This is a genomic window from Erythrobacter sp. S57(2025) (genome assembly GCF_057365055.1).
This window is the reverse complement of sequence record NZ_CP200299.1, coordinates 1130342-1147104: the sequence shown is the minus strand read 5'-3', so window position 1 is coordinate 1147104 and position 16763 is coordinate 1130342. Positions and strand designations below refer to the sequence as shown.

The following is a 16763-nucleotide window of genomic DNA, read 5'->3' as shown; positions in this document are numbered from 1 at the left end:
GGGAGGACAAAGCGTGCCAGAATTTGCCGAATTGCTCCAAGGCTATCGCCGCTTTCGCGAAGAGACCTATCCGCGCCAGCGTGCCCGGTTCGAACAGACCATCGCCGAAGGGCAGCATCCCAAATTGATGATTATTGGCTGTTCCGACAGTCGCGTTGACCCTGCGCAAATCTTTGATGTCGACCCCGGCGACATATTTGTCGTGCGCAACGTCGCAGCCCTCGTACCACCCTATGAAACCAGCCCCGGCTATCACGGCGTTTCGGCGGCGGTGGAGTTCGCGGTGCAAATGCTAGAAGTGCGCCAGATCGTTGTCATGGGCCATGGCCGCTGCGGTGGGTGTCAGGCCGCTCTCACGCAAAGCCTCGACACAAAACCCCACGGCGAAGGCGCGTTTATCGCCAATTGGATTGAACTGCTTCAAGAAGCGCGTGAACCGGTTGCGAGAAAACATGGAACCACGGGGCGCAAGGCTGAATTGGCGATGGAATTCGCCGCCATTCGCCAAAGCCTGACCAATCTGCGCACCTTCCCCTGGCTGCTCGAAAAAGAGCAATCGGATGCACTGAAACTACGCGGTGCGCACTTTTCCATCAGCGAAGGCGTGCTTTATTCATTGGATGAGGAAACCGGCGAGTTTCTACCCGAGGACTAAGCAGCGGACTGGGCAGCGCGCTAAGTTGTTGATTGCACGCTTGCCCCACCCTCCCCGGGCGCCCATGTAACGATCTATGGCACACACTGAACTCAAGAATATCGCTCTGCTGATCGATGCAGACAACACAACGCCCGATGGCATTGATCCCGTTCTGACCGTTATGGCTGAGCTGGGACAGGTCAATATCCGCCGCGCCTATGGCAATTTTGCCAAGGACAACCTTGCGCGCTGGGACAAGATCACCAACAAATTCGGCATTCGCCCCCAGCAGCAGTTTGACGTGTCGAAAGGCAAGAACGCGACCGATATGGCGATGACAATCGACGCGATTGATCTGCTGTATCAGGGCAAAGTCGATGGCTTTGGCATCATGACCTCTGACAGCGACTTCACCCCTCTTGTCACGCGGCTAAGGCAAGATGGCCTGTTGGTCTATGGCTTTGGCGAGCAGAAGACACCGCCAGCATTTAAGACAGTCTGCACCCGCTTCATCGACATCAAAGCGCTGATCGCAAGCTATGCGGCCGACAGTGGCAGTGATGAAAAAGACAGCAAGCCTGCAACATCGGGCCATGTTGATGATGAGTTGATGGAACTGATCACCGCGGCCTATGCTGAGGCGAAACGCGACGAAAAAGGCTTCGCAATGCTCCAACAGGTCGGGCAGATCGCCGGAAACCGTTCGAGTTTTGATGTGCGCAACTATGGCTTCAAAAGGCTTTCAGACCTGTTCGACACGCTCGACAACTTCAAAGTTGAGCGACGCGAAAAGCAGGTCTTTGTCAAACGCCTGCGCTGAGGCCGCAAAAAAGGGCGCGAAGGTTACCCTGCGCGCCCTTTCTCAAAATCATAAACCTACCTGAATTACATCGCGGTTGGCTCTGCTGCAGCCGGAGCTGCTGGAGCAGGCGCAGCGCTTGCTGCTTGCTTCTCGTTCGCATAGGCCATCCAAAGTTTTGCGATTGGAAGACGCTTACCGCCAACTTGTGAAAGCGTCTGACGTGCAGCGTCAAATTGGCCAAGCTCCACCTGAGCGATGCCGAGACGGGTGTTGACCAGAGCCGCATCTGCGCCAGCCATACCAGCGGCTTTTTGGTAGAAGCCCGCCGCTTTGGCGAAGTCATTGTAGCTCAAGAAGGCATCACCAGCTGCAATCACTGTGCGCACGCCAGCACCTGCGGCATTCGCGTCGCTTTCAAGCGCCGGCAGATCGCGGCGGTCAGCAGCGATACGGCCGTCCGCAATTCCAAGGGATTCGGTGATGAACAGATTGTCGCGGCTGACGACGCCAGCGGCAAATCCTTCTTCAATCACGTCTTTCACTTCACGCGGTAGACGGCGAGCGTCCGCCGCTTCGACGTAGTAATCGTAGTCGGACGCATCCTGAAGCGCGCCCACGCGGCGGCTCAAACGGAACAGATCAAGGATTTCGGATGCTTCGAACTCATTAAGGTTGCGAGCTATGTTTATGGCATCACGCCAGTTGTTTTCGCCAGGAAATGCGCTGATCCACATTTGTGTGAATTCATAGACTTCCGGCACACTTTCATTTTCGTAAGCAACCGAGAGACCACGGCGATACCAGTTCTCTGCGACAGGAAGATTTTGCCCTTCGCGACCAGCGATCGCCGACTTCAAATATTCATAGCCAGCATTCAGCTCGTTAGCGGAGAAGAAGTTCTCAGCCATCGCGATCTGAAGGTCAGGTGCAGAAATCTGCGCGGTCGTGAAATTGTTGTCGATCGCGCCCTGTAGGTAGCCGCGCGCTTTCGCAAAATCGTTGCGCTCATTCGCAAGCTGATAGGCGATGAAATTATAGCGACCGGTTGATTCAGCCGGAACTTTGCCACTTGCGAGCATCAATTCCATGCCCTGCAACTGCAAAGCGCGGTCGGATGAGGCGATGCCAGCGTTAAAGATTAAGCCGCCACCAGCGATTTTTTCATCATTAGTAGTAAGCAGCGGAACCAGACCATCGATCTGTGGGCGCAGAGCGGCGACATCGGCGCCTTCGGCTTTCAAAGCTTCATCAAGCGGCACATAGGCAGCGCGAAATTCATCGCTGTAACCACCGCCATCGTTTTCTTCGGCATTGTCGCGGTCACGATCACGGTCACGATTGCGCTGTGCACTGGCTTCGGCAGGCATAACAGCGGTGAAGGCGACAGCAGAACCGGTCGCCAGCGCAATTGCGAGGGCGAGCGAAGATGTACGCTTACGCGAGAAAAGGGTTGTCATTCGGGGTCCTCCAGCAGAGTTTTATGTCGCGTGGCTGTTAGATCGGCCTGCGCGCACGGTTGTTATGTCTGTTTCGCCCTTTGAACCAGAGCTTTGACATTTGCAATTCTGTCTAGATGAAGCGGGCTGAACGGCGATTGAATGGTTGGAAACAATTTGTATCCGACACGTAACATTCGCAAAGTCATGCAGTGGAATTGCCCACTAAACACGTTTGCGCACTCGAAGTGTGGAAAAAGCGCCAAAACGACGCCTCATCGGCGGCTCTTGAGTGGCTAATCCCATGTCAAATCCCTACATTGAGCGCTCGAAAAAACGTGCAAAAATAACAAACAGAACGGCAAGCGCTTTGAGCGACGACAGCGACATTCTCGAACCTACCGCCCCATCACCTGCGGGCGATTATGAACGCATCGACATCGTCGATGAGATGAAGACGAGTTATCTCGATTACGCGATGAGCGTGATCGTGAGCCGTGCTCTTCCGGACGTGCGCGATGGTTTGAAACCGGTGCACCGCCGTATTCTCTATTCGTCCAAGCTCGGCAACTTTGTCGCGGGGCGTCCGTACGTCAAAAGCGCGAAGATTGTTGGCGATGTGATGGGTGATTTTCACCCACACGGCGACAGCGCGATCTATGATGCGCTCGCCCGGTTGACGCAGCCATGGTCAATGCGCGTGCCGCTGATTGATGGTCAGGGCAATTTCGGCTCTATGGATCCCGATCCGCCTGCGTCCATGCGTTACACCGAAGCGCGGCTTGCTCGTGTGGCAGACACGCTGCTGGACGATCTCGACAAAGACACGGTCAATTTCGTTGAGAACTATGACGGGCGTAAACAAGAACCGTCGGTTTTACCCGCCCGTTTCCCCAACCTGCTCGTCAATGGTGCAGGCGGTATTGCGGTGGGCATGGCGACCAATGTGCCGCCGCATAACCTTGGGGAGGTGATCGATGGCTGCATGGCCTTTATGGACAATCCGGCGATCACGTCTGAGGAATTGATCGAATATATACCCGGGCCTGATTTCCCAACTGCCCCTCTGATCCTTGGCACGAGCGGCTCAAAGTCCGCTTACACAACCGGGCGCGGGTCAATCCTGATGCGTTGCCGCCATGAGATTGAGACGCGGCGCGGTGATCGTGAGAGCATCGTCTTCACCTCTATCCCGTATCAAGTCGGCAAAGCTGGCTTGGTCGAGAAAATCGCCGAGGCGGCAAAGGACAAGCGGATCGAAGGTATCTCTGATATCCGCGATGAAAGCTCTCGTGTGGGTGTTCGGGTGGTTATCGACCTGAAACGCGATGCGACTGCAGAGGTCGTGCTCAACCAGATCTGGCGCCACACGCCAGCGCAATCAGGTTTCCCGGCCAATATGCTCGCCATTCGCGGCGGTCGGCCCGAGACACTGATGCTGCGTGACTTCATTCAGGCGTTCATTCAGTTCCGCGAAGAAGTCATCACCCGGCGCACCAAGTTTGAGCTCGCGAAAGCGCGGGACCGGGCGCACATTTTGCTCGGCCTTGTGGTTGCGGTGTCCAATTTGGACGAAGTGGTCGCGATAATTCGCGGCGCACCCAATCCGGCGACAGCGCGCGAACGCTTGCTCAACAAAGAATGGCCGATTGGCGACATTGCGCAATATATCCGCCTGGTTGAAGCAATTGAACCTACTGCTGATCAGGATGGCGGCACCTATCGCCTGTCTGAGCGGCAGGTTCGCGCAATTCTCGAACTTCGCTTGCACCGTCTGACCGCGCTTGGCCGCGATGAGATTGGTGACGAGCTCAAGGAACTGGCTGACAAGATTGAAGAGTATCTCGCGATCCTTGCAGACCGCGTCAAACTCTACGCTGTTATGCGCGAGGAGCTGGAGGAAATCCGCGCGACCTATGCAACGCCGCGCGTCTCAGAAATCGCGCCTGCCTGGGATGGTCTGGACGATGAAGACCTGATTGAGCGCGACGATATGGTCGTCACAGTTACGCTCGATGGCTATATCAAACGCACCCCACTCTCCACCTTCCGCGCGCAAAATCGCGGCGGAAAGGGACGCGCTGGCATGTCGACCAAGGATGAGGATGCCATTGCCGAGATGTTCGTCACGTCGACGCACAATCCGGTGCTGTTCTTCTCTACCGCGGGCAAGGTTTACCGCCTGAAAGTCTGGAAGTTACCAGAAGGCGGGCCAGCGACACGCGGGCGTCCGATTGTAAACCTGCTGCCATCGCTTGATGATGGTGAAACGATCCGCACCGTACTACCTCTGCCAGAGGATGAGGATGAATGGGGTGCGCTGTCTGTTGTGTTCGCCACCGCCAAGGGCAGCGTGCGGCGCAACTCCATGGACGCCTTCACCAACATCCCATCGAACGGCAAATTTGCGATGAAGTTCGATGAGGAAAGCGAAGACAAGCTGATCGGTGTGCGCCTTGTCGCGCCAAGCGATGACGTGATGCTCTCCACGCAAATGGGTAAGGCGATCCGCTTCGCCGCAGAGGACGTGCGCGAGTTTACCTCTCGCACCTCGACAGGTGTGCGCGGCATGAAGCTGGCGGACGGGGACGAGGTCGTCTCGCTCTCCACCTTGGGGGCCACCGGCACTACGCCAGAGGAACGCGAGCAATATCTCAAATTCGCACCTTACAAGGGCGAGCGCGATGGCGAACCGGACCTTTCTGCAGAACGCTTTGCTGAGCTTGAAGGCAAAGAGCAATTCATCCTCACTGTATGCGCCAATGGATACGGCAAGGTCTCCAGCTCTTACGAATACCGCAAGACCGGCCGCGGTGGTCAGGGCGTTGTCAATATCGACAATATCGCCCGCAACGGCGCGGTTGTCGGCAGCTTCCCTGTTGAGACCGGCGAGCAGCTGATGCTCGTCACCGATCAGGCAAAACTCATCCGCATTGGCCTTGAAAGCCTTCGCGTAATGGGCCGCAATACTGCCGGTGTCCGCCTGTTCACAGTGGGCAAGAACGAGCATGTGGTCAGCGCGGTCAAGATCGACGAAACCGAAGAACCAGAAAACGAGGCAGAAGAGGCCATCGTCGAAGAGATGGTCGAACGGCGACGGCGCGGAGGCGGTGATGAGACCACGCCTGACACCACGCCGCAAAGCGATAAGGATATCGGCGAGGCACCGCCTGAATGAGCATAAAGGTTGAGCCCAGCGGACAGGCATGCGGCGCCCGGATCACCGGGTGCGACCTGTCCGGTGAGCTTGACCCCGCTCTGATAGCTGAAATCCGCGCGGCTTGGTTGAAACACCGGGTGGTCGCTTTTCCTGATCAACGCATGGACGATGACGCGCTTGAGCGGTTCACGCAGGCAATGGGCGGGTTCGGCAATGATCCGTTCTTCGATCCCATTCCAGGTCGCAAAAACATCGCAGCAATCCAGCGAGAGGCGGATGAGACCTCTCCGCTCTTCGCTGAGAATTGGCATTCCGACTGGAGTTTCCTCGACAAGCCGCCTTCGGGTACGTGCCTGCTCGCCGTAGAAATTCCGCCGGTGGGTGGTGACACTCTGTTTTCCAACCAGATTGCCGCTTTCGCCGCGCTGCCCGAAACGCGCAAAGACGAACTGCGCCAAATTACCGCAATCCATTCGGCAAGCCGGGGATATGCACCCGATGGGCTATACGGCGACAATGATAAAGGCCGATCCATGGCCATCCGCCCCGGCGAAGCGGCCTTGGCTAGGCAATCCCATCCGCTCATCAAACGCCATGATGAAACAGGCGAAGAAGCGCTGTTCTGCTCGATCAGCTACACTGTTGGCTTTGAGGGACTGGACGATGCAGAGGCGCTGCAATTGGTGATGGAATTGCACCAATATTGCGAGCAAGAGCAGTTCCTCTACCGCCACAAATGGGAACCAGGCATGTTGCTGCTATGGGATAATCGCAGCGTCAATCACAAGGCAACAGGGGGCTATGAAGGCCATCGGCGAGAGCTGCACCGCACAACGATTGCTGCGGTTTAGCGGGCCAGAAATTAACGAGCAGGCGTTTCGCCGCGCAAGGTCTGCGTAACACCCGTTGCGATCATCAGCTGCCCCGCAAAATAAAGCGGCCAGATCAGAATGCCCGGCAGCACTCCCAAATCGAACGTGCCAAGCTCGCTGAAGATAAGCCAATCGCTTACCACGAACAACACCGCGCCCATGCCAACTCGGTAGCGCGGGAAACGGCTCATCCAGGCAGCCGCTGCCATCAGGCCAAGGGTGAGGCCATAGGCCGCGATATCCAATCGGCCGCTAAGCGAGTAAGAGATGGACGGCGCTCCGATCAAAAGCGCTAGAGCGAGCACGCGTTGGCTCCACACTGTGCTTTCGCGCGGATTGCGCCAATACAGAGCAACCGCGATCAGGTGCGATAATGCAAACAGCGCCCCGCCCACTTCCAAGCTGAGCACAAGCGCCATATCCGCTGCAGAGCACAGCGCCAAAACCAGCGCCAATATCTTACCATCAATCCCCGGTGCTCGGCGCAAAGCATAGATGGCGAGGAAGCCAACCGCCGCGCCCTTGATCAGGATCAGCCACAGTTCACCCATGGGATTATCGCGCAGGAAATAATACGCAAAAGCCGCAATCACGCCGGCCAGCAACCACGGGCGGTGCTCCATCAATGTGCGGCGTGGCATCGGATCGCGTCTCCTAAGATGCGTTTGGTCCTTGCAGGCGCGCTAACACGCAATTACTTCGCGCTCCATGACCAACTCATCTCACAATCACGCAAATGGGCATGATGTCCACATTATCGGTGGTGGCCTAGCCGGATCAGAGGCAGCTTGGCAGCTTGCCCAACGCGGGTTGAAAGTGCGCCTGTCCGAAATGCGCGGCGCTCCTGAAGATCGTGGCGGTGAGATGACGCCCGCACACCAGACCGATGGGCTGGCAGAGCTGGTCTGCTCCAATTCGTTCCGTTCTGATGATGATACCAAGAATGCTGTTGGCCTGCTGCACCATGAAATGCGCGAGCTTGATTCCATCATCATGCGTGCTGGCGAAGTCGCGCGAGTGCCAGCGGGGAGCGCGATGGCGGTCGACCGCGATGTGTTCTCTGCCGAGGTTGAAAAAGCGCTCAGCGATCATCCCAATGTCGAGATTGTTCGCGAGCGCGTCGATACTCTGCCTGAAAGCGGGCTGACAATCGTGTCCACCGGTCCGCTAACCGCTGCGACGCTTGCGCAAAGCATCGTGGCCGCGACAGGGGAAGAGCGGCTCGCCTTCTTCGATGCCATCGCCCCTATCATCCACCGCGACTCCATCGACATGTCGAAATGCTGGATCCAGTCGCGCTGGAACAAGCGGACCGAAGCCTCCAACGAAGATGGCGATTACATCAATTGCCCCATGACGAAGGAGCAATATCTCGCCTTTCATCAGGGACTTATGGATGGCGAGAAAGGCGAGTTTAAAGAGTGGGAAAAGGACACGCCCTATTTCGATGGATGTATGCCGATCGAAGTGATGGCGGCGCGCGGGGTCGAAACGCTGCGCTATGGCCCGATGAAAGGCGTCGGCCTCGATAATCCATACGACACAAGCGAGGAGCATCCGCAGGGCAAATGGCCCTATGCCGTGGTGCAGCTCCGGCAGGATAATAAGCTCGGCACGCTTTGGAACATGGTCGGATTTCAGACCAAGCTGAAGTATGGCGCGCAGGTTGAATTGTTCCGCACCATTCCTGGCCTTGAAAATGCCGAGTTTGCGCGGCTGGGCGGATTGCACCGCAACACATTTCTCAATTCACCCAATGTGTTAGACCGGCAATTGCGTTTGAAAGCGGCGCCGCATGTGCGCTTTGCTGGGCAAGTGACCGGGTGTGAGGGCTATGTTGAAAGCGCGGCGATTGGTCTTGTTGCTGGAATGATGGCGGCGGCTGAATTGGGCGGGCGCGATTGGAAGCCGCTGCCCGCCTCCACTGCGCTCGGTGCGTTGCTGAGCCACATCACCGGCGATGCGGATGCGGCCACGTTCCAACCAATGAATGTGAACTTTGGCCTGTTCCCACCTTTGCATGAGGTGAAGAAGAAACAGCGCAAGGAAGCCTATACGTCGCGGGCCAAGGACGATTTGCAAAGCTGGCTAAACGAAACGCGCGAAGTCGAACCCGCTTAAAGCCGCCACGCCTAGCATCGGCAAGAGGGATTGGCCGCGCGCGGTTTTGGAGCGGAGGTCGCGAATTCCGCTGGTGTCAGGCGGGCATTGCCGTCCCCGTCCATCTCTTGAAACCGGTCCGAGGTTCGCACCGCCCATTCTTCGAATGTCAGCAAATTGTTGCCATCCACATCCAGCTTTCGAAATGCGTCCGAACGGGTGGAGAGCATTTCATTGCGAGTAATCTGCCTGTCGCGATTGCGATCATAGCGAAAGAAACGGCGCTGTTCGCGGGTAAGCTCGCTCGCCTCAGGCGGCGCAGGGCCGACCATGTCGCCGGGATCGACCTCTGGCAATTCGTCGGGCGCGGCTTCTGCAACCTCCTCCACTTCAGGAGGTGGAGGAGCGTTTTCTTCTACTTGTGCGCGCCCCTGCCACCAGAATACGCCGACGCCTGCAAAGATTAATCCTAAGAATACACCCAGTACTGTCTGGCGCATAACTTCCCTCTCATCCGAATATGAGGAAGGAATACACGTATTTACCGCCCAAAGATAGCAGCTCTTATTGCAACAAGTGAAGCAGTGCGGCCTTCCATTAGGGGGCGCCCGCCGCGTTCTAACGCACGTTGGCCCAGAGCGCCCAATACAGCGAGCCCGCGAGCCTTGCGAGGAAGCTTCGCACGCGGGGAGGCATGCGTAAGCGACAGATTTACCAACAGCTCGCGCTCCTCTTCGTCACTCACATTCGTCACCAGATCGGCGCACACCCAATACCAAGCGGTCATAGTTTGAGCACTTGGCGTGTGTTGGTCAGATGCTTGCTCTCCCACAGCCACAATTAAAGTATCCCGGCGAGCGGTGAGGAATTGAAAGGCGTCATCTTCGCTCAAAGGAGGCTCTGCCAGCAGATGCTCCCATGCATCGACGAGCTTTGACAGCTCTGCCTCCCGCCCATGCCAGTGCTCGCCTATTCCATCCAGCACGCGGTCGCCCGTTGGCCGCTCAGACACAGGCTTGCCAAGCATGTCACGCCACCATGCAAGCCGCATTTGACCCAGCATGGGTTCACTTGTTGCGGCCACAATCCGCGCCAATCGGGCGTCAAGCTCAAAGAACATCCTTAACGCGTCGCGCCGCTCAGCCGGAGTGTGCGCCAGCGCAATGAGCACTTCAGGGGACAGATTTTCTGATGAAAGTTCAGACATTAGGTTTTCGGAAAAGGTCTCGAATTCATTGCAGAGTCAAGCTTGTCGTAAAAGTGAATTGTGTACGGAGCCTATCGTTAAGACTTAGGCCGCGTCTTCATCTCTTGTTTACCACACTGCTTCGGAAACCCCTTACACTCTCTGGGCTATGACCACGTGTGATTTTGAATAATCCGTCTGCTTTTCCTGCAGATTTCACCTGAGGACGTGCACGTATGAGCCACGAAAACGACATCAACCAGTCATTCTTCCGCCGCTTGGCGAAGGATTCCGCTGCGAACACGATTGCGATCTCTGCAGCATCGCTCGTGCCCTTGATGGCCATGGTTGGCGGCGGCGTTGACGCAAGCCGCTACTACATGGCGGAAACGCGCCTTCAGGCGGCCTGCGATGCGGGCGCCCTTGCAGCCCGCCGTGCGATGGACGATGATGATTTTACCACCGCGCACAAGACCATTGGCCTCAATTTCTTCGACCAAAACTACGAAGATGGGCTGTTCGGCACAGAAAATCTGACGCGTGATTATACCTCCACCGATGGCGAAGTGGTCGGCACAGCGAGCGGTAAGATCCCGACAAGCATCATGGGCGCCTTCGGCTACAATGAGTTTAATCTCGACGTAAATTGCAAAGCCGACATTAACATCTCGAACACCGACATCATGTTTGTTGTCGACGTTACCGGTTCGATGGGTTGGCGCCCAGATGGCAGCAGCTGTTCAGGCGGCTGCGGGTCCAATTCTCGCCTTCAGGGCCTACGCGATGCAGTGATGACGTTCTATGATACCGTCGACACGTCAACATCTGCGACTGCGCAGGTGCGCTACGGAATGGTTCCATACAGCACCAACGCCAATGTCGGCGCTGAACTGATGGCCCAAAACCCAGCTTGGCTGGCGCAAAGCCACACCTACCAATCACGCGAAGGTGAGCTTGTTCCTGGCCCATACGAGCCTGTTAGCTACGATTACGTGCGCACTGGATCAGCTGAAGACACGCGCTACGTTGACTTTGAAAACCACGTCACGACGCAGCCGGACTTTGATTCCTGCGTCGCATATTACAACAGCCTGCAATTCAGCGACGAATTCCACTCTGCAAGCTCTGAAAGCAGCTGGACCCAAGTCTCTGCGACCACGGGCAATCCGCGCACGGTCGTGTACACTGGCGAAGTTACTTACAACGAGTATCGCGGCGGTGGCGGCTTCTACAATGGTGGCAGCCAAACCTGTGACTTCGACATCGACCGCTATCGCTATGAAGCGGATTCGACCATCACTGTCACAGAAGAACAGACAGAAGTGTTTGAATGGGTCTACCGCCCAGTCACTTATGACATCAGCTCGCTTTATGATGACAACAGTATTGACCTGCCGACAGGTTGGGACTTCGCCACTGAGAGCGTCGATTGGGATGGCTGCGTAGAAGAAGCGAACACAGTCACCGGTTCGAACTTTGACCCGATCCCAAGCGGTGCGAACGATCTGAAGATCAACCTCACACCCGGCAATGCCGATGAATACTGGAAACCCGTCCTATATCGCGCGACATGGAAGCGTGAGGACAGCTCTGGCAACGTTCTTGGCGAAATCCGCCAGACAGATCAGTACACTGGCACTGAGAGCCGTCCATCCTACACCTGTCCACGTGCAGCCTTCCGTTTGGAAGACGTCTCGCGCGGCAACATGCAATCTTATGTCAATTCGCTCAATGCGTCGGGCAACACTTACCATGACGTAGGCATGATCTGGGGTGCGCGCTTCATTTCGCCGAATGGAATCTTTGCCGCACAGAATGCGACTGCACCAAATGGTGATGCGATCTCACGTCACATCGTATTTATGACCGATGGTGAGCTCGCTCCAAACGTTGAACAGTACAACATGTACGGCATCGAGTGGTGGGATCGCCGCGTGACCGGTGATGGTCAGAGTGCAACCGCGCGCACTAACCACGCTGAGCGTTTCCAGGCAGCTTGCCGCTCGGCTCGCCAAGAGAATATCTCGGTCTGGGTCGTGGCGTTCGGCACCTCGCTCACACAAAACCTGATCGATTGTGCAACCCCTGGCCGTGCCTTTGCCGCAACCAACTCGGCAGAGCTTGATGCTCGGTTTAAGGAAATCGCACAGCAGATCGCAGCTCTGAGGCTTACACAATGATCGGCTCTGCAATCATCAAACGCCTGCGCCGCGAAGAAGAGGGCGCGACACTGGTCGAGTTTGGCTTTGTCGCCCCTGTTCTGATCCTCATGATCATGGGCATTTTCGACATGGCGCATTCGCAATACACATCTGCGCTGGTCAATGGCGCGATGCAAAAGGCGGGCCGCGACCTGACGCTGGAAAGCGCTGGCAGCCGTGAAACCACGATTGACCAGGCTGTGATTGATCAGGTGCAGAATGTTGTGCCTTCGACCGCGACAGTGACGCTCGAAAAGCTCTCTCACTTCGACTTTAGCGATATCGGCGAAGCGGAAGAGATCGTCGGCGATGATGGAAATGGGGTTTGCGACTCTGGCGAAAACTACATTGATGCCAACAGCAATGGCCAATGGGATTCCAATCGTGGTGAGGCTGGCATCGGCGGTGCGCGTGATGCCGTTTTGTACACCGCGGTGGTACGCTACCCGCGCCTGTTCCCGATGGCTGGCCTAGCAGGACTGCCAGAGGAAGTAGAACTGCGTTCCTCCACCGTTCTTCGCAACCAGCCTTTTGATGAGCAAGATCGCTCGACAACTGTGGAAGCCTGCTGATGTCTGTTTTTTCGAAACTCTCTGCCGCACGTAAGCGCTATGCGCAGCTACGCGATGACAATTCGGGCGTCGCAATGGTCGAATTCGCCTTTGCCGCGCCGATTGTTCTGGGCCTTGGCCTGCTCGGCACGGAAACCGCGAACTTCACGATCACGCATATGCAGATGAGCCAGCTTGCGATGCAGGTGGCTGATAACGCGTCACGCGTGGGTGAATCCGACGTGCTAACCGCGCGCAAGGTTTACGAAGACGACATCAATGAATCTCTCATTGGTGGTGAGAAGCTGGGCGATCCATTTGATATCTACGGTCAGGGCCGCGTTGTGATCTCCAGCCTTCAGCAAAATGCCGATGGTGGCCAATGGATCGCATGGCAGCGTTGCCGCGGTGCCAAGAATTACGTGTCGAAATACGGCACGGAAGGCACAGGCTCCAGCGGCACAAGCTTCCCAGGTATGGGCGAAGCTGGCAATCGTATCACTGCGAGCGCAGGTACGGCTGTGATCTTTGTCGAAGTGTCTTACGACTACGAGCCGATCACGCCGTTTGAGTTTTTCGGTGACACGTTGATTGAGTACACGGCTGCATTCAACATCCGCGATTCACGCGATCTGACGCAGCTTTATCAAAGACCTGATCCAGAGCCTGTTTCCGCTTGCGACGTCTTCCAGAAGGCACGCGCAACCTGATTTGAAAGTTAGGAAGGGCGCGAGCGCCCCCACGCACCGAAATGCGCCCTTCCCCTTTTTCTCTTAAACGTAACAGACTTTTTTAACCGCCTCGACAATCCGGGGCGCGTCAATCAGCGCGAGCTTTTCAAGGTTCGCAGCATAAGGCAGCGGCACATCTTCGTTGCACACGCGCAAGACTGGCGCATCAAGGTCGTCAAAGCCCTCTTCCATGCAGATCGAGATGATCTCACTTGCGATTGAGCAAGTCGGCCAGCCCTCCTCTGCCACAACCAGACGGTTGGTCTTGGCCAGGCTTTTGAGAACCGTTTCCTTATCGAGCGGCCGCAACGTGCGAAGGTCGATCACTTCGGCATCAATGCCTTGGCCGGCAAGTTCATCTGCAGCTTCCAATGCAAGGCCGACGCCGATTGAGTAGGTCACGATGGTCGCATCCTTACCTTCACGAACGACACGTGCCTTGCCAATCGGCAGGACATGATCGTCAACGTCAGGCACATCGAAGCTGCGGCCATAGACCAGCTCGTTTTCAAGGAAGACGACTGGGTCTTCTGAGCGGATCGCGGCCTTCATCAAGCCCTTGGCATCGGAGCTGTCATAAGGCGCAATCACAATCAGGCCGGGCACGCTTGCATACCACGGGCCGTAGTTTTGTGAGTGCTGCGCGCCAACGCGGCTCGCCGCGCCGTTTGGACCGCGGAACACTACCGGGCAACGCATCTGGCCGCCCGACATGTAATTGGTCTTCGCAGCAGAATTGATAATGTGATCAATCGCTTGCATCGCGAAGTTGAAGGTCATGAACTCAACAATCGGCTTCAACCCGCCCATAGCCGCGCCGCTGCCGATCCCGGCAAAGCCATATTCGGTAATGGGCGTGTCGATCACGCGCTTGGGGCCAAACTCGTCGAGCAACCCTTGGGTCACTTTATACGCGCCCTGATATTCCGCGACTTCTTCGCCCATGACGAAGACACGGCGGTCCGCGCGCATTTCCTCTGCCATCGCATCGCGAAGAGCTTCGCGCACAGTGACACTGGTCATCGCCGTGCCTGCGGGGATCTCTGGATCGTTAGCGGGCGTGGATGCAGCAGGCTTTTCAGCAGCCGGGGCAGGAGCCGGTGATGGCGCAGGTGCTGGTTCGGCAGCTGGAGCAGGCGCAGGTGAGGCCTCATCGCCCTCCCCTTCCATCTCCGCAATCACTGTCCCAACGGCCACATTCTCCGTGCCTTCAGCAACAAGGATCTTTGCCAGAACGCCGTCATCAATAGCTTCGAATTCCATCGTCGCTTTATCTGTTTCAATCTCGGCGATGATATCGCCGGGCTCAATCGTGTCGCCTTCAGCCTTAAGCCATTTGGCAAGCGTGCCTTCTTCCATAGTAGGAGAAAGAGCGGGCATTTTGAGTTCGATAGCCATGGATCAATACTCCTCCACCAGAACTTCGGTGTAGAGTTCTGCGGGCGCAGGCTCGGGTGAGCTTTCCGCAAAGTCAGCCGCTTCAGTCACGATCTTACGAATTTCCTTGTCGATGGCTTTGAGATCATCTTCGCCGTGGCCGCCTTCGATCAGCGTCTTCTTGAGCCGCTCAATCGGGTCATGATTGTCGCGCTGATCCTGCACTTCATCGCGTGTGCGATACTTCGCAGGGTCAGACATTGAGTGACCACGATAGCGATAGGTGTTGAGTTCCATCAAAACGGGGCCTTTGCCATCGCGCACATGTTTGAAGGCAACCTCAGCAGCGGCGCGTACCTCGAGCACGTCCATGCCGTTCACTTCCATGCCGGGAATGCGGAAAGATGTGCCGCGGCGGTAGAAACGCGTTTCGGCAGAGGAGCGCGCGGTAGAGGTGCCCATGGCGTATTGGTTGTCCTCAACCACAAAAACGATCGGCAGGTTCCAAAGCGCGGCCATGTTGAAAGTCTCATAGACCTGGCCCTGGTTCGCGGCGCCATCGCCAAAATAGGCAAGGCACAGCCCGCCATCTTCATTGTATTGATGGGCGAGTGCGAGACCACCGCCCAGCGCGACCTGCGCTCCGACAATACCGTGGCCGCCATAGAATTTATGCTCGGTGCTGAACATGTGCATCGAGCCGCCCTTGCCCTTCGAAATGCCAGCCTCGCGGCCGGTCAATTCCGCCATGATCACCTTGGGATCGATCCCATAAGCGAGCATGTGACCGTGATCACGGTAGCCGGTGATCACGCTGTCTTTGTCATTGTCGAGCGCGGATTGCAGACCAATCGCCACCGCTTCCTGACCGATATAAAGGTGGCAGAAACCGCCGATCAGGCCGAGGCCGTAAAGCTGGCCTGCTTTCTCTTCGAACCGGCGGATCAGCAGCATCTGACGGTAGAATTCCATCATCTGCTCGTCGCTCGCGGCGAAGCTCTTTGCCGCTTCAAATTCTTCCTGAAGCGAGTGCAGAATGAAATCGGGATCGTCCGACGGCGCCCCTGTTTCCGGTGAGTTCGCTTTTGCAGACGCAGCGCGCTTCGCTGGCGCCTTCTTGGCCGCAGGTTTCTTCGCCAAAATATGATCCCTTCTCTTTTGTTCGCGCGCCGTCTGGGGAGGAGTGAGCGCGCCCCAATCACAGCCCCTATAAGCGCGCAAAGCCGCATGACGCAACGTAAACACGCAAAGGTCGCGTTGATTTACCAAAGCGGTGAAATTCTCAAATTTGGGGGACTAAGTGGTTATTCGTCTTCGAGTGTTACGACGATCTCATCAGGATGGATTACGCCCAAATCGGCGCGAACCAACTCGCTCACCAAATCGGGATCAGCACCGCGCGGGTCGAGCAGTTCCACCCGGTTTTTAAGCGCGTCGCGTTTTTCCTTGAGCATTGAGATCCGGGCATTGTGCTGTTCAAGAGCCTCAGCATTCTCTGCCCAGGACAACAGACCGGTTGGCCCAGCAATGGCAGCCACCGTCAGGACGACCAAAAGCGTCAGCGCAAGCGCCTGCTTCATATGATCGCGCGGTAGTTTATGCATTGCCATGATGGCTTACCCGTTCCCTTACCCTGAGTTGCACAGAATCATAGTTAACCCAGCTGTGCAAGAAAAATGCGGCCAAGAGGCTGATTTCTTGGTCACTCTC

At 56.5% G+C, this 16763-nt stretch carries 15 protein-coding genes; 8 read left to right on the top strand and 7 right to left on the bottom strand.

Translation table 11 applies throughout. The features are described 5' to 3' along the window. The first annotated feature begins 13 nt into the window (after positions 1-13). Positions 14-655, top strand: a complete 642-nt coding sequence (locus AC0V6N_RS05515; RefSeq protein WP_486170587.1) for a carbonic anhydrase — start codon at positions 14-16, stop codon at positions 653-655. A 76-nt stretch (positions 656-731) separates the two neighbouring features. Beyond that, complete coding sequence (locus AC0V6N_RS05510; RefSeq protein ID WP_486170586.1) at positions 732-1457, top strand: NYN domain-containing protein; 726 nt, start codon at positions 732-734, stop codon at positions 1455-1457. A 65-nt stretch (positions 1458-1522) separates the two neighbouring features. Here AC0V6N_RS05510 and AC0V6N_RS05505 read toward each other — a convergent pair whose 3' ends face one another. Continuing rightward, positions 1523-2896, bottom strand: coding sequence for a hypothetical protein (locus AC0V6N_RS05505; RefSeq protein WP_486170585.1), 1374 nt, complete (start codon positions 2894-2896; stop codon positions 1523-1525). A gap of 349 nt (positions 2897-3245) precedes the next feature. Between AC0V6N_RS05505 and gyrA the strand changes: the two genes are divergently transcribed. Beyond that, the gene (gene gyrA, locus AC0V6N_RS05500; RefSeq protein WP_486170584.1) at positions 3246-6053 is read left to right on the top strand and encodes a DNA gyrase subunit A; all 2808 of its coding nucleotides are present in this window, start codon (positions 3246-3248) and stop codon (positions 6051-6053) included. After that, complete coding sequence (locus tag AC0V6N_RS05495; protein ID WP_486170583.1) at positions 6050-6886, top strand: TauD/TfdA dioxygenase family protein; 837 nt, start codon at positions 6050-6052, stop codon at positions 6884-6886. The genes gyrA and AC0V6N_RS05495 overlap by 4 nt, the downstream gene beginning before the upstream one ends. 11 nt (positions 6887-6897) lie before the next feature. Here the strand turns inward: AC0V6N_RS05495 and AC0V6N_RS05490 are convergent, their stop codons facing one another. Continuing rightward, entirely contained in the window at positions 6898-7548 is a 651-nt protein-coding gene (locus AC0V6N_RS05490) for a lysoplasmalogenase family protein (protein WP_486170582.1), read from the bottom strand. A 67-nt stretch (positions 7549-7615) separates the two neighbouring features. On the opposite strand from AC0V6N_RS05490, the gene trmFO reads away from it, so the two are divergent. Next, positions 7616-9028 carry a methylenetetrahydrofolate--tRNA-(uracil(54)-C(5))-methyltransferase (FADH(2)-oxidizing) TrmFO gene (trmFO, locus tag AC0V6N_RS05485; RefSeq protein ID WP_486170581.1) on the top strand — a complete coding sequence of 471 codons (1413 nt, stop codon included), beginning with the start codon at positions 7616-7618 and terminating at the stop codon, positions 9026-9028. 11 nt (positions 9029-9039) lie between these two features. Here the strand turns inward: trmFO and AC0V6N_RS05480 are convergent, their stop codons facing one another. Further along, a complete protein-coding gene (locus AC0V6N_RS05480) occupies positions 9040-9507 on the bottom strand; it encodes an EF-hand domain-containing protein (protein ID WP_486170580.1) in 468 nt (155 codons plus the stop codon). A gap of 41 nt (positions 9508-9548) precedes the next feature. Beyond that, the gene (locus tag AC0V6N_RS05475; protein WP_486170579.1) at positions 9549-10214 is read right to left on the bottom strand and encodes a hypothetical protein; all 666 of its coding nucleotides are present in this window, start codon (positions 10212-10214) and stop codon (positions 9549-9551) included. A gap of 215 nt (positions 10215-10429) precedes the next feature. Here AC0V6N_RS05475 and AC0V6N_RS05470 point away from each other — a divergent pair, with 215 nt between their 5' ends. The 3 genes from AC0V6N_RS05470 to AC0V6N_RS05460 are packed head-to-tail and all read left to right on the top strand — an operon-like array spanning position 10430 to position 13655. Then, on the top strand, positions 10430-12373 hold the full coding sequence (locus AC0V6N_RS05470; RefSeq protein WP_486170578.1) for a pilus assembly protein TadG-related protein: 1944 nt from the start codon (positions 10430-10432) through the stop codon (positions 12371-12373). After that, positions 12370-12966, top strand: a complete 597-nt coding sequence (locus tag AC0V6N_RS05465; protein ID WP_486170577.1) for a TadE/TadG family type IV pilus assembly protein — start codon at positions 12370-12372, stop codon at positions 12964-12966. Before AC0V6N_RS05470 ends, AC0V6N_RS05465 begins: the two co-directional genes overlap by 4 nt. Further along, positions 12966-13655 carry a TadE/TadG family type IV pilus assembly protein gene (locus AC0V6N_RS05460; protein WP_486170576.1) on the top strand — a complete coding sequence of 230 codons (690 nt, stop codon included), beginning with the start codon at positions 12966-12968 and terminating at the stop codon, positions 13653-13655. Before AC0V6N_RS05465 ends, AC0V6N_RS05460 begins: the two co-directional genes overlap by 1 nt. Before the next feature lie 63 nt (positions 13656-13718). Here the strand turns inward: AC0V6N_RS05460 and AC0V6N_RS05455 are convergent, their stop codons facing one another. From AC0V6N_RS05455 to AC0V6N_RS05445, 3 genes are all read right to left on the bottom strand, one after another. Further along, positions 13719-15074: a pyruvate dehydrogenase complex E1 component subunit beta gene (locus tag AC0V6N_RS05455; protein WP_486170575.1), complete on the bottom strand. Its 1356-nt coding sequence runs from the start codon at positions 15072-15074 to the stop codon at positions 13719-13721. A 3-nt stretch (positions 15075-15077) separates the two neighbouring features. Beyond that, positions 15078-16193: a pyruvate dehydrogenase (acetyl-transferring) E1 component subunit alpha gene (gene pdhA / locus AC0V6N_RS05450; RefSeq protein ID WP_486170574.1), complete on the bottom strand. Its 1116-nt coding sequence runs from the start codon at positions 16191-16193 to the stop codon at positions 15078-15080. A 164-nt stretch (positions 16194-16357) separates the two neighbouring features. Continuing rightward, positions 16358-16663, bottom strand: a complete 306-nt coding sequence (locus AC0V6N_RS05445) for an FtsB family cell division protein (RefSeq protein ID WP_486170573.1) — start codon at positions 16661-16663, stop codon at positions 16358-16360. Positions 16664-16763: the final 100 nt, after the last annotated feature.

Excerpts from the sequence above, each read along its gene's own strand:
- AC0V6N_RS05510 (WP_486170586.1), top strand. The coding sequence starts at position 732 with ATGGCACACACTGAACTCAAGAATATCGCTCTGCTGATCGATGCAGAC.
- AC0V6N_RS05505 (WP_486170585.1), bottom strand. The coding sequence starts at position 2,896 with ATGACAACCCTTTTCTCGCGTAAGCGTACATCTTCGCTCGCCCTCGCA.
- AC0V6N_RS05495 (WP_486170583.1), top strand. The coding sequence starts at position 6,050 with ATGAGCATAAAGGTTGAGCCCAGCGGACAGGCATGCGGCGCCCGGATC.
- AC0V6N_RS05490 (WP_486170582.1), bottom strand. The coding sequence starts at position 7,548 with ATGCCACGCCGCACATTGATGGAGCACCGCCCGTGGTTGCTGGCCGGC.
- trmFO (WP_486170581.1), top strand. The coding sequence starts at position 7,616 with ATGACCAACTCATCTCACAATCACGCAAATGGGCATGATGTCCACATT.
- AC0V6N_RS05480 (WP_486170580.1), bottom strand. The coding sequence starts at position 9,507 with ATGCGCCAGACAGTACTGGGTGTATTCTTAGGATTAATCTTTGCAGGC.
- AC0V6N_RS05475 (WP_486170579.1), bottom strand. The coding sequence starts at position 10,214 with ATGTCTGAACTTTCATCAGAAAATCTGTCCCCTGAAGTGCTCATTGCG.
- AC0V6N_RS05470 (WP_486170578.1), top strand. The coding sequence starts at position 10,430 with ATGAGCCACGAAAACGACATCAACCAGTCATTCTTCCGCCGCTTGGCG.
- AC0V6N_RS05465 (WP_486170577.1), top strand. The coding sequence starts at position 12,370 with ATGATCGGCTCTGCAATCATCAAACGCCTGCGCCGCGAAGAAGAGGGC.
- AC0V6N_RS05460 (WP_486170576.1), top strand. The coding sequence starts at position 12,966 with ATGTCTGTTTTTTCGAAACTCTCTGCCGCACGTAAGCGCTATGCGCAG.
- AC0V6N_RS05455 (WP_486170575.1), bottom strand. The coding sequence starts at position 15,074 with ATGGCTATCGAACTCAAAATGCCCGCTCTTTCTCCTACTATGGAAGAA.
- AC0V6N_RS05445 (WP_486170573.1), bottom strand. The coding sequence starts at position 16,663 with ATGGCAATGCATAAACTACCGCGCGATCATATGAAGCAGGCGCTTGCG.